Consider the following 13,314-nt stretch of genomic DNA (forward strand, 5'->3'; position numbering starts at 1 on the left):
ATAGTTTTTAATCATGAGCACTCTCTTACCCAAGACAGTGCTCATTGAAATCATTAAAGAACCGCTGCTAGTTCAGCACCTTGACGAATAGCACGTTTAGCATCTAGTTCACCTGCTTCTTTAGCACCACCAATCAAATGAACATTCTTACCATCTGCTTTTAATTGGTCATACATTGCAGTAAATGATTCTTGCCCTGCGCAAATCACTACGTTATCAACTTCAAGCACTGTTGGTTTTCCATCAACAGTAATATGAAGTCCTTGATCATCTACTTTGTCATACTGTACGCCTGCCAACATTTTCACATTTCTGTTCTTAAGCCCTGTACGGTGAATCCAACCAGTCGTTTTACCTAGTCCCGCACCTACTGAAGAAGCTTTACGTTGTAACAAATAGATTTCTCGTTCAGAAGCTTCAACTTTCGGCTGCTTTAAACCACCAACGTGTTCATAGTGAGTATCAATACCCCACTCTTCATAAAATTTTTCTGGATTTAAACTACCACTTTCACCTTCATGGGTTAGATACTCAGCTGTATCAAAACCGATACCACCTGCCCCAATAATGGCAACACGTTGACCTACTGGTACACGCTCTTTAAGTACTTGTAAGTAGCTCAGTACTTTTGGATGATCAATACCTTCAAATTGTAATTGACGAGGTGTTACACCAGTTGCAACTACAATTTCATCGAAGTCTGATTGGCTTAACTCTTCATAAGTCGCTTTATGATTTAATACAAGTTCAATGTTCGGACGTAATTCAATTTGACGATTAAAATAACGTAGTGTTTCGTAGAACTCTTCTTTACCAGGCACAGTTTTAGCAATATTAAACTGTCCACCAATTTGATGACTTGCTTCAAAGATTTTAACTTGGTGTCCACGATCTGCCGCATATACAGCAAAACTTAAACCTGCTGGTCCTGCACCAATGACAGCAATATTTTTCTGATTTCGTGCTTCTTTAAAAATAAGTTCTGTTTCATAACATGCGCGAGGGTTAACTAGACATGTTGCGATTTTCATAGAGAAAATATGATCAAGACAGGCTTGGTTACAGCCAATACAGGTATTGATTTCATCACTACGACCTTCACTTGCTTTTAAAACAAACTCAGGATCTGCAAGCATTGGACGTGCCATTGAAACCATATCTGCATGACCCGATGCCAATACATGTTCAGCCATTTCTGGGGTATTAATACGGTTTGAGGTAATTAATGGAACTGAAACTTCACCTTTTAATTTTTCAGTGACCCAAGTAAATGCAGCTCTTGGAACTTTAGTGGCAATTGTTGGTATACGAGCTTCATGCCAGCCAATACCCGTATTAATGATCGTAGCGCCAGCTTTTTCAATTGCTTTAGCAAGTTGAATCACTTCTTCTAAAGTAGATCCGCCTTCAACTAAATCAAGCATAGATAAACGGTAAATAATAATAAAGTTTTCACCCACTATTTCACGTGTACGTTTTACAATCTCGATAGGAAAACGAATACGGTTTTCATAGCTACCACCCCATTCATCATCACGATGGTTTGTTCTTGCTGCTATAAACTCATTAATTAAATAACCTTCAGAACCCATAATCTCAACGCCGTCATATCCAGCGTATTGAGCAAGCTTCGCACAGTTTGCAAAATCATCAATCGTTTGTTGAACCTCTGCAGAAGTCATTGCTTTAGGTTTAATTGGATTAATCGGTGCTTGAATTGCCGAAGGTGCAACAATCTCTGGCTGATAAGAATATCGACCCGTATGTAATATCTGTAAAGCAATCTTTCCGCCAGCAGCATGTACAGCTTCGGTAATGACTTTATGTTTTTCGGCTTCTTCTGTGCTATCTAGCTTAGAAGCATGAGCAAAGGTTAAACCTGCCTGATTAGGTGCAATACCGCCAGTAACAATAAGACCAACATCTCCTTTAGCACGTTCCGCATAAAAAGCCGCCATGCGCTCATAGCCACCTGGCGCTTCTTCTAGACCAACGTGCATAGACCCCATCAATACGCGATTTTTTAATGTCGTAAAACCTAAATCTAATGGTTTTAATAAATGTGGATATAACGACATAACAACTCCTTGGCTTGCTAATCTGCTTGCTTAATGCAACTTGTTGCACAAATTTATAATCAAATTTTGACTTTTATGCAACATGTTGCATAATCTTATGAGTCACACTTTACTTTTGCTTACAAACGGATTGCCATGTCACTTCCCCATGTTTTACTAACCAGCTTACTAGAACGTCCAAGCACTGGCTTTGAACTCGCTCGCCGTTTTGACCGCTCTATGGGCTTTTTCTGGAATGCCACACATCAGCAAATTTATCGTGAACTCAATAACATGCTAAAAAAAGGCTGGGTTTCTACTTTAGAAAATGAGATGGATAGCGGCCGAAAAAAGACTTATCAAGTCGAACAACTTGGGCGTATAGAACTTGCCTCATGGATGACACAGCAAAGTGAACCCGCTCAGCTTAGAGATGACTTAATGGTAAGATTGCGTGCCGAGGCACAATTGGGCAATAATCAAATATTACCCGAACTGTTACGACATCTTGGCTTACACCAAGAAAAGCTTAAGCTTTACCAAAATATTTACGATAAAGATTTTAAAGATAGTGATGACTTGAATAATCGAGTTTTATATATCCACAAAATGATCTTGGAACTCGGTATCACTATGGAAACTGAGTGGATCAAATGGTTAGAACAGGTCATCCCACAATTAAAACTTTTTGCTCAAGATAACGCATCTGGAGAATAACCATGCCTTATTACACCATGCCCGATCAGGAAAAATTATTTGTACGCCGTGTTGGTCGTGGTGAACCAGTATTAGTATTATCTGGTCTAGGTATGCAAAGTTGGCAATGGCTACCGTTTATCTACGCAAATCGTAAAGAATATGAATTTATTATTCCTGACTGGCGTGGTTTTGGCGGTTCAAAAAACTGTGCTATTCCCGAGCAAGATGCCATATCAAGCCACTGGCAAGATGTCGCTCATTTAATTGAACAACTAAAACTTGATCACTTTATTTTAATGGGCTATTCAATGGGTGCTACCACTGCAATGCATGGTATGAAGCATGCTCATCTTGCTCAGCAGTTAAAAGCTTATTTACATATTGATCAAACGCCTAAAATATCTGTAGATGCGACATGGCAATATGGTTTATTCGGACCATTACATGCCCAATTTAAACAATTACTCAATGATATTTATCAATTATTATCAAAACATAAAAATGCTAAATATCTTTATGAGTTATCACTTCCAGACCGTCAAAAATTGGTACGTTTGTGGGTAGATTTTATTGAATTGCAAAGTAGCAATCCTTTTAGTCCATTTGTTTTTAAAACTGCTTTAAAACAGCCATTTTTACAGAAATATTTATTACCGATTCAACGCTTAGACTACTTATTTTGGTACGTCGAAAATTATCTTTTTCACAATGAAGACTATCGTGAGGCATTGCAACAATTACAGTGCCCAACAACTTTCTTTATTGGCCGCAATTCAACACTCTATCCAGAAACTGGTCAGACACTGATTGCTCATAGTGTCGAACATGCAAAAACAATTTATTTCGAGCGTTCTGGCCACACGCCATTATTAACCGAACCGAAAAAATTCGGACATGAAATCACTACATTCTTATCCGAACTCAAACATGCTTCATAAAAAAAAGGGATCTGCAAAAACAGATCCCTTTTTTAAACCATAAATCATTAAGCTGAATGAGCTAACTCATTTGCTTTTAACTGTTCAGCAACATTTAACAAAAGTTGTTCAGTTTTATCCCATCCTAAACAACCATCTGTCACAGACTGACCATACGTCATTTCACACGAAATTTTCTGATTACCATCAACTAAATGACTTTCAATCATGACACCCTTCACCTGAGTTTTTAAGCGTTCAGCAACGATTTGCTGCAAAACCTCTGGCTGACGTAAAGGGTCTTTACCACTATTGCCATGACTACAGTCAATGACTAAAGGAGGAAGATTTTGCTTATGTTTTTCACGTATTGCCTGAATTGAAGCTAAATCATAATTAGGGCCATGATTCGCTCCACGCAAAATTAAGTGTGGTAATGGGTTGCCGGCACTCTGAATAAAAGAAGGTAAACCTTGCTGATTCATTCCTAGAAATTGATGCTCATTTTGTGCCGACTGAATAGCATCTAAAGCAATTTGAATCGAACCATCTGTGCCATTTTTGAAACCAATACTGTATGGCATATGACTTGAGATTTCACGATGAATTTGAGACTCGCTGGTACGTGCACCAATTGCGCCCCAAGCCAACAAATCATCAAAATAACCAGTTGCCATTGGGCTTAGAATTTCGCTCGCAATCGGCAAACCCTTTTCAATAATTTGCAAATAAAGCTCGCGTGATTTTTCTAAACCTAATTGTAGATTAGATGAACCATCAAGGTTTGGGTCATACATGTACCCCTTCCAACCTACAGTTGTACGCGGCTTTTCAATATAAGCACGCATCACAATGAATATTTGATCTTTAACTTTTTCTTGTAATTTTTGGAGTTTTTCTGCGTATTCAAGAACCGCAACTGGGTCATGAATTGAACATGGTCCTGTAATAACCATTAAACGCTGATCTTTACCAGCAAGAATATTTTGAATAATTTGACGGTGTTCTGCAATTTGACGTGCGAAGGTCTGCACAAGCGGATATTTAGCTTTTAACTGAAGAGGTAAACTAACTGGTGTTTCTTTTGTATTACTTTGAGTTAGTAAAGTATTTAAAGCATTCATTGGTCTTTTCCTTTGGACTGAAACCGAATCAGTCCGATCATTTATTTGAGCGTTTTGGATCTATTCGTTGGCAAAGGTAAGCAAAAGTAAAACCAATAAAAGTTGCTAAAGTATGAATAAGTCATGTTGTTCATTTTGAGTTCCTCGATTTAAAAAAGATAAAGCATAAAAAAACCTGATCGGGGTTGCCGATCAGGTATTAACTGTGATGGGCAACTTTCATGCCCGAATACGCTCAGGCAACTATCTAAATTGCCAGAAATAAAAGTAAGCGTTAGAATTCACAGATTGATTTAACATCTTTATCTCAAATATTAAAAAATGTTCCTTAAATCTAAAATACGCATTGTTGATGAATTTGACAAGTATTTTTTTCGAAAAAGTTTCTTATTTTTTACTTAAAATTTAATTGGTCACTTCATCATTAGCGAATTAATCCTTGCGGCTGCAAAATAATCAAACTTGCACCACAAAGTACTATAAAGCCACCTAAAACATCCCATCTCGTTAAAGCGACCTGATCGACAAAACGAAGCCACATGAGTGCAGTAAAAATATAAATACCGCCATAGGCCGCATAAATGCGCCCAGAAGCAGCTGGATGTAATGTAAGTAACCAAACAAAGATCGCTAAGCTTAAGGCTGTAGGGATCCACAACCAAGCAGACTTCCCTTCTTTTAAAATAAGATAAGGAAAGTAACAGCCTAAAATCTCAGCGATCGCAGTAATAATAAATAACCCGAACACACTAAGTATTCGGGTTATAGAAAGACTATCAATTAACATAAATTAAGCTGGTTCTGCCGTATGGTGATCTTCAAAAACTTCAAGTTTTAGACCAACTGCCTTGCCATCTTCTTTCTTCACTGATACCGCCACATTACCACCATGATCTGCAAGTTCACCAAACAGAATCATTTCAGCTAATGGTTTCTTCAAGTGTTCTTGAATGAGACGTTGCATTGGGCGAGCACCCATTAAACGATCATAACCATTGGTTGCTAACCAGTCACGCGCACTTTGATCTACATCTAGAACTACACGTTTTTCATCTAACTGTGCTTGTAATTCTGTTAAGAATTTATCAACTACAGATTCAATCACTGTGGTTGGTAAAGCTTTAAACTGAATAACACTGTCTAGACGGTTACGGAACTCTGGAGAGAATGCACGCTTCATAGCTTCTTGGTTATCCGAGCTATGGTCTTGCTCAGTAAATCCAATGCTTGCACGAGAAATGCTTTCTGCACCAATGTTTGTCGTCAATACAATAATGACATTTCTGAAGTCTGACTTACGACCATTATTGTCAGTTAACGCACCATGGTCCATGATTTGCAACAACAGGTTAAACACATCTGGATGTGCTTTCTCAATTTCATCGAGCAATAAAACACAATGCGGATTTTTATGAATCGCATCTGTGAGCAAACCACCTTGGTCATAACCAACATAACCTGGAGGAGCACCAATTAAGCGAGAAACAGCATGACGTTCCATATATTCAGACATATCGAAACGGACAAGCTCTACACCTAAAAGTTTTGCTAATTGCTTAGTGACTTCCGTTTTACCAACACCCGTTGGACCAGCAAAGACGAAGCTACCAACAGGCTTGTCTGGTGATTTCAAACCAGCACGTGACAACTTGATTGCAGAAGCCAATGCAGTAATTGCCTCATCTTGACCAAATACAACACGTTTTAGGTCACGCTCAAGATTTTCAAGTACTGATTTATCATCTTTAGACACTGTTTTAGGCGGAATACGCGCAATTTTAGAAACGATGTCTTCGATGTTTTCTACAGTAATTAAACTGTCTTCACTTTCAGCTTTTAAGCGGCGCTGTGCACCTGCTTCATCAATGACATCAATCGCTTTATCCGGCAAGAAACGATCATTAATAAATTTCGCAGAAAGCTCAACCGCAGAAACTAAAGCTTTGTCGTCATACTGTACGTGGTGGAAATCTTCAAACTTCGTTTTCAAGCCACGTAAAATATCAATAGTTTCAGAAATGCTTGGTTCATTTACGTCAATTTTTTGGAAACGACGAGATAACGCATGATCCTTTTCAAATACCTGACGATATTCTTGGAAAGTCGTTGAACCGATACAACGTAAAGTACCATTTGCCAATGCTGGTTTAATAAGATTCGATGCATCCATTGTGCTGCCCATACTAGAGCCTGCACCAATGATCATATGAATTTCATCAATGAATAAAATCGCATTTGGATTTTTCTTCAAAGCATTTAACAGTTGTTTTAAACGTTTTTCAAAGTCACCACGGTATTTTGTACCAGCAACCAATGCACCTATATCAAGGCTATAAATCTCTGCGGTGCTAAGTGGTTTTGGTGCTTTACCATTTACGATGAGCCATGCAAGGCCTTCTGCAATTGAAGTTTTACCTACCCCTGGATCACCAACTAGTAATGGGTTGTTTTTGCGTCGGCGGCAAAGAATTTGTGCTGTACGCTCAATTTCTTTTTCACGACCAATGAGTGGGTCAGTTTTACCCTTTTGCGCTTCAACATTTAAATTAAGCGTATAAAGTTCTAATGGCCCAGCATTGCCTGAGTTGCTTTCACCCTCAATGTCTTCAACTTCTTCTTCAACCTGCACTTCGTCTTTACGTGTCCCATGAGACAAATATTGAGTCAAAGTAAGTCGATTAATTTGATGACGTTTAAGTAAATAAACAGCAAAAGAATCACGCTCTGAGTACATTGCGACCAAAACATCCGCACCTTCAACAGTACGATCACCACCACTTGATTGCACATGGAAAATTGCACGTTGCAAAATGCGGTCAAAACTTTCTGTTGGATGTGGAGCTTGCTCGCTATTTTCGCCAAGCTTAGGAGTATGTTGTTCTACATATTCTTCTAATTCTTTACGTAAAGAAACAATATCAGCGCCGCATGCTTTTAATGCATTCACAGCCGAATCGTTATCGAGTAAGGCTAATAGTAAGTGTTCAACTGTAAGAAACTCATGTCTCTTTTGACGAGCCATGCTAACAGCCAAACGTAATGATACTTCTAATTGACGACTGAGCATGTGACCCCCTTATGCTTTAGGCTCAATCTGGCAAAGTAATGGATGACCTTGCGATCGAGCGTAATTATTAACAAGGTTTGCCTTGGTTTCCGCGATGTCTCTTGGATATACCCCGGCAGTACCTTTACCTTCATAGTGTACTGTTAGCATTACTTGAGTTGCTTGGTCAAGATTCATTGCAAAGTATTGTTGTAAAATTTCAATTACAAAGTCCATTGGCGTGTAATCGTCGTTCAATAATACTACCGCATATAAAGGAGGACGCTTGAGTTCGGGAGGTGCTGTTTGAACAACAACCTCTCCGTCATGATCTTCGTTTTGCGAATCACTTAAGCGTGGATTGAAGTGCCAATCGACATAGCCAGACTGCTGAAAAGAAGCCTTAATATCTTTTAAATTTGTTTGACGCTTATTTGTTCGCATATGATGTTACTATTGTGAATTTGCTTCAGCTTGAGGAATTTCTGCAACAAAAGCAGAAGGTGTTTCGACAGGTTTACCGCGCTGCCAACTAAAACGTTTAATCACTGGTGTCTCAGAACCACCTGTTAAACGTACTTCAATATACTGAGGTGTGAAGCCCTTAGGCATTGTCCATCGGCCAGTCAAACGCTCAAAATCAGTGAAGTTAAAGTTCTTATCTTCAAGTGGCACAACCAAGACTTCAGTATCTTTAATCAGTCTTATTTCAACTGAACCTGAAGCACGGCGTTTATTTGGACTCACCTGCACCAAATCAAGCTGATATTCATAAGCGTTTTCTGGTAACGGTTTAATTGCCAAATCCTGAATGGTTAAGCTTAATCCACCACGTTGTCTTAAAATTTCACGGTAGATATTACTCATACCTTCTTGTTGCGTTTTATCAGCATTGGCTTGATTAAGTGCTGTAAACAAGTCATTTGCATTTGTAACAGCAACATCACGCTCTTGTACAGCAGCATTCAGGCTTTTGTTAACTGCATCTAACGCTGTTTTTTGTTTTTGCACTACTTCAACCAATTGCTCTGCATCTGCATCGTAACCTACAACAGTTAAACCTTGACGGTGCCCAATTGTATAGCCGAGCGCAAAACAACCACTCATTAAAATAGCAGCACCAATAAACAAAGGCTTATTGGTGTTTAAAAATTTTTTCTTTTGCAACGAACTTTCTACAGAAGTCGTCTGTTCCGAGTTTTGCATCGTCATCTCAGTGTTTAAGATCAGAGTCAAGACACACATTTAAATCGAAATTTAAATGTGTGTGAAGCAAAAAAGAGTTTTTTATGGTAATAAACCAATCCCTTGTAAGCCTTCATCTTCATTAAAGCCAAACATAAGGTTCATATTTTGTACAGCTTGTCCAGATGCTCCTTTTACAAGGTTATCTTGAGCGGCCAAAATAATGAGTTTATTTGGTTGTGGTTTATACAAAGCAATGCGTAATTCATTTGCCCCACGTACACTACGTGTTTCAGGTGAACTATTGGCAGGCATGACATCTACAAATTTTTCATTTGCATAGAAGTTTTCATACAAAGCTTGTATATCTGTTTGTTTCCCCGCCTCTGTCAAGTCCACGTAAATTGTACTCAACATACCTCGAATCATCGGTACTAAGTGTGGAACAAATAAAAGACCTTCAAAAACATCTTTCTCGCCTGCAATATTTTCCAAAGCTTCTACAATCTCAGGATGATGGCGATGTCCCGCAACACCATAAGCTTTAAAGTTATCGGCATTTTCGCTATAAATCATACCTAAACTTGCTTTACGGCCAGCACCTGAAACGCCTGATTTTGCATCAATAATAATATTTTTGGTTTCAATGAGTGCTTGTGCTGATTTTAAAAGTGGAGCCAAGCCCAGTTGGACAGTTGTTGGGTAACAACCTGGGTTACCAATGACTTGAGCTTGCTTGATTTTTTCACGATTTAACTCAGTTAAACCATAAACAGAATCTTTTAGTACGTCTGGGCAAGCATGTTCCATACCATACCATTTTTCAAACTGTTCAAGATTTTGTAAACGAAAGTCTGCTGCCAAATCAATAACTTTAGTTCCAGCTTCGATCAAATCTTTTGCGTGCTGCATTGCAACACCATGTGGAGTTGCAAAAAATACAACATCACATTCTTTTAATGCATCAATATTTAAATCTGAAAATTGAAGATCTGTATGTCCACGTAAGTTTGGGAACATATCAGCAACTGGTTTGCCTGCTTCTGTACGTGAAGTAAGAACTCGAACCTGCGCTTTTGGGTGTCGTAATAAAATACGTAATAGTTCAACGCCTGTATAACCAGTTCCACCAACAATTCCGACAGAAATCACGTGCATTACCTCAAATATTGAATCTATACTTGCGGTAGTATGACAGGATGTCCAGACTTACAAAACCATTTCATGCTTGGTAATTTTAATTTTTTTATTTTTTAGCGTTAATTACATAGCACTTGCTGGTCTGTCAGAACCAAACAAATATCAGTAAATAAATACCAGATTCATTTTTGGAGAGCTAGGATGCTTGATCAATCAAAACAAACAAAGTTGTGCACTTATCTCGGCCTTAGTACTTTAATTTTAAGCGCAGCCCTTGTTGGATGTGGTGGTGGCAGTAGTAGCGGAGGTTCATCTAGCACTCCGACACCGACTGTGCCAACTCCTGAAGTCACGACAGATTTTACACTTAAAACCCCTGTCGAAATGCGCAATGTGCAACTCAAAGTCTATGACAATACCGACAATAGTATTTTGATTGATACCCAAGTTGCCAGTTTAACAAGTTATAATATTAAACTTCCAAGTACCAAGTTGAATCGGCTTTATCGAGTAGAAGTCACAACTCAAGCCTCATCTCAGGTATTTGATCCAATTAATTCTAAATATGAGAACATTTCTGGCGTCTATCACGCTTTTATTACTCCAAGTTCAATAAGCAATAAAACGCAGCCGATTAGTCCAAGTTCAGAAGCGATTTATCAGCGTGCCGTAATTCGTTCAGGCCAACTTCCACAAGAAACGATAGACCCGACCCGTATTGAACAATCACATGTTGATTTGGCTTCTCAAGATGTTTACACCGCTCTTATTAGTGCGTTTAAAGATGCCGCCATACCAAGCTTAAGCCCAGCTAGCCCGCTGACTGTACTAAATTTATTACAGTATTCAACAAAACAACCTAGTACTTATGTAGATAGCTATCTGAGTTTCGGATATTTACAATACTGGAATACGATTCATGGTAGTACCAATGCATATCAAGAACTTACAAATAGTCTTGCCACCGATTTAAAAGATGGATATTTAGACGGCAAAAAGCTTAATGGTGACAATACAACCATGACACCTATTTTTAGTCCATCGCCAGATAATATTGACCCTGTAAAAAATACGCTTTTGGACATAGCAGCCAATCAAAAAGCGACTCGCGATTATTTTGCTACCAATTTAAAAGCTGCCACATTGCAACTAGCAGATGCACAAAGTCAGTCCAGTTTAGATCAAACAGGATATGTTCTTTTGCAGAAAAAACTCTATTCTGGAGTTGTGCCTTCTGGAAATACAACTGACTTTTTCCGTATAGATGGTGCTGGTGACTACCGACGTGCCGTAGGATTTAGTGGTATTACCACAAGTTGTAATGGTTCGGCTTATCCATGTAAACAAGGCTTAACTAGCATCAATATATCTGACCCTAAACTGCCTGCTACGGACTATTTAGTTGGTCACTATGAAAACAGCGCATCGGGTTGCCAACTTAATTTCCGTGCTAATGGCCAAATTGAGTTAATTCAAGGTTCACTAAGTTATCGCTCAGCCTTAAGCGCAGATAGTACAGATAATTTACTGCAAACCGACGCTGCAAGTTATAGCTACTTACTTAACTCAAGTTCATCAGAACCTAACAATTCAACACAGCAATATAATTTTATACAGCTACATATTAAAGCGAATAAGATTGTCAGTGCTCAAGCTGGTCTTGATAGCCGTAAGGCACCAGATGTCTTACAAACAACACAATTAGAATGTAGCTTTAGCTAAGCTGTCACATACCACCACGCAGGCAATGGGTTACCTTTTAATTGTCTGCGATGCTGCATATAGTTTGGGTCGAACTTTGCAACTTCGGCCCAAAATGCAGGACTATGGTCGAAGTGTTTGGTGTGAGCTAATTCATGAATGCAAACATAACGAGTAATTTGAGCAGGCATAAGAACCAGACCTGCATGCAGCATAATATTATGTTGACTACTGCAACTGCCCCAACGAGTTTTAGGACGTCGGATAGCACACTCTGCATAACTCAACCGAGTTTTTTGGCTAAGCTCTGACAAAAGTGCTGGTAACTCTTGTTTGGCATAAGCAATAACGGCGCTTTGTAAAGCTTGATAGGTTTGCTGGTCTTTAATAAATAAACGATTATTTTCCCAATCAAATTGAAAAATGCGATGTTGCTTCTGTACAACAATTTGAAAAGGCTGCTCTCTATTAAAAAAAGAAATTTCTGAAGGAATCGCAAACGAGGTAGATTGAGCGTGGTGCTGTTTATTCCATGTCTCGATCAACCATTGTTCAGACTGAGCCAAAAACTGCTGAATTTGTTTCTTACTACAAAATAGCGGGACAGTGAGACGTATAGACGCAGGCTCAACACGTAAGCGCAATTTTCTTGCCCTTACGTGACGAACAATTTTAATTTCTGGCATTTCCACAGACATTACTGTGCAGTACGCTCTTCAATACCATTATTTGTTGCAACAATTGCAATCGTTGCTGGATTTAACGCAAAAATACCGTTAGTCACAACACCCGGAATATTGTTGATTGTCTTTTCCAAATCAATTGCATTTAAGATGTTCAAATTAAATACATCTAAAATAACGTTTCCGTTATCAGTTACCACACCTTCACGATAAACCGGATCACCACCTAAGCTAACCAATTTACGAGCTACAGCAGAGCGCGCCATTGGGATAACTTCTACTGGTAATGGGAAATCACGACCAAGTTGATCAACCCATTTTGAATCATCAACGATACATACAAACTTTTTAGCAATTGAAGCTACAATTTTTTCACGAGTTAATGCTGCGCCGCCGCCTTTGATCATATGCATGTGACGATCAATCTCATCTGCACCATCAACATAAGCATCAAGGCTACCTACATGGTTCATATCAACCACTTCGATACCTAATTTTTTAAGACGGTCTGCTGTTGCTTGAGAACTTGCTACTGCTGCTTCTAATTGTAGTTCAGGCAATAAGTCAATTAGAAAATTTACAGTACTACCGGTTCCTACTCCCAAAATGCCACCTTTGGGTAAGTGTTTTAAAGCAGCTTTCGCAGCAGCTTGTTTCTTTTCATCTTGGGTTGCATATAGGCTCATTACATCACTCAACTATTTTTTGACATTTATGCGCCAATAAACGGCGCAAATGCACAAGGGTTTGCTACAATAATTT

At 38.8% G+C, this 13,314-nt stretch carries 12 protein-coding genes; 3 read left to right on the forward strand and 9 right to left on the reverse strand.

The window, feature by feature from the left end:
• Positions 1 to 53 precede the first annotated feature (53 nt).
• On the reverse strand, positions 54 to 2,078 hold the full coding sequence (locus tag J582_RS08680) for an NADPH-dependent 2,4-dienoyl-CoA reductase (RefSeq protein ID WP_032047763.1): 2,025 nt from the start codon (positions 2,076 to 2,078) through the stop codon (positions 54 to 56).
• Positions 2,079 to 2,213: 135 nt separating this feature from the next.
• On the opposite strand from J582_RS08680, the gene J582_RS08685 reads away from it, so the two are divergent.
• Positions 2,214 to 2,774, forward strand: a complete 561-nt coding sequence (locus J582_RS08685; RefSeq protein ID WP_002050679.1) for a PadR family transcriptional regulator — start codon at positions 2,214 to 2,216, stop codon at positions 2,772 to 2,774.
• A gap of 2 nt (positions 2,775 to 2,776) precedes the next feature.
• The gene (locus J582_RS08690; protein ID WP_002050701.1) at positions 2,777 to 3,694 is read left to right on the forward strand and encodes an alpha/beta fold hydrolase; all 918 of its coding nucleotides are present in this window, start codon (positions 2,777 to 2,779) and stop codon (positions 3,692 to 3,694) included.
• Between the two features lie 47 nt (positions 3,695 to 3,741).
• Here the strand turns inward: J582_RS08690 and J582_RS08695 are convergent, their stop codons facing one another.
• From J582_RS08695 to argC, 6 genes are all read right to left on the reverse strand, one after another.
• Positions 3,742 to 4,797, reverse strand: coding sequence for a 3-deoxy-7-phosphoheptulonate synthase (locus J582_RS08695; RefSeq protein ID WP_032047765.1), 1,056 nt, complete (start codon positions 4,795 to 4,797; stop codon positions 3,742 to 3,744).
• A 424-nt stretch (positions 4,798 to 5,221) separates the two neighbouring features.
• The gene (locus tag J582_RS08700; RefSeq protein ID WP_004708502.1) at positions 5,222 to 5,584 is read right to left on the reverse strand and encodes a YnfA family protein; all 363 of its coding nucleotides are present in this window, start codon (positions 5,582 to 5,584) and stop codon (positions 5,222 to 5,224) included.
• A gap of 3 nt (positions 5,585 to 5,587) precedes the next feature.
• Complete coding sequence (gene clpA, locus J582_RS08705) at positions 5,588 to 7,864, reverse strand: ATP-dependent Clp protease ATP-binding subunit ClpA (protein ID WP_022575633.1); 2,277 nt, start codon at positions 7,862 to 7,864, stop codon at positions 5,588 to 5,590.
• Between the two features lie 9 nt (positions 7,865 to 7,873).
• Positions 7,874 to 8,287, reverse strand: a complete 414-nt coding sequence (clpS, locus tag J582_RS08710; protein ID WP_001260033.1) for an ATP-dependent Clp protease adapter ClpS — start codon at positions 8,285 to 8,287, stop codon at positions 7,874 to 7,876.
• Positions 8,288 to 8,296: 9 nt separating this feature from the next.
• Positions 8,297 to 9,055: a DUF6776 family protein gene (locus tag J582_RS08715; RefSeq protein WP_080660889.1), complete on the reverse strand. Its 759-nt coding sequence runs from the start codon at positions 9,053 to 9,055 to the stop codon at positions 8,297 to 8,299.
• 75 nt (positions 9,056 to 9,130) lie between these two features.
• Positions 9,131 to 10,186 carry an N-acetyl-gamma-glutamyl-phosphate reductase gene (gene argC / locus J582_RS08720; RefSeq protein ID WP_016805333.1) on the reverse strand — a complete coding sequence of 352 codons (1,056 nt, stop codon included), beginning with the start codon at positions 10,184 to 10,186 and terminating at the stop codon, positions 9,131 to 9,133.
• A gap of 183 nt (positions 10,187 to 10,369) precedes the next feature.
• Here argC and J582_RS08725 point away from each other — a divergent pair, with 183 nt between their 5' ends.
• Positions 10,370 to 11,890 (forward strand): hypothetical protein, encoded by a 1,521-nt coding sequence (locus J582_RS08725; protein WP_031982722.1) that lies wholly within the window; start codon positions 10,370 to 10,372, stop codon positions 11,888 to 11,890.
• Here the strand turns inward: J582_RS08725 and J582_RS08730 are convergent.
• Positions 11,887 to 12,567 carry a SprT family zinc-dependent metalloprotease gene (locus J582_RS08730; protein WP_002050669.1) on the reverse strand — a complete coding sequence of 227 codons (681 nt, stop codon included), beginning with the start codon at positions 12,565 to 12,567 and terminating at the stop codon, positions 11,887 to 11,889. The genes J582_RS08725 and J582_RS08730 overlap by 4 nt on opposite strands.
• Positions 12,567 to 13,238, reverse strand: coding sequence for a ribose-5-phosphate isomerase RpiA (gene rpiA, locus J582_RS08735; protein WP_000061060.1), 672 nt, complete (start codon positions 13,236 to 13,238; stop codon positions 12,567 to 12,569). Before rpiA ends, J582_RS08730 begins: the two co-directional genes overlap by 1 nt.
• Positions 13,239 to 13,314: the final 76 nt, after the last annotated feature.

This window comes from Acinetobacter sp. 1566109, from assembly GCF_000582255.1.
Taxonomy (GTDB): Bacteria; Pseudomonadota; Gammaproteobacteria; order Pseudomonadales; family Moraxellaceae; genus Acinetobacter; species Acinetobacter nosocomialis.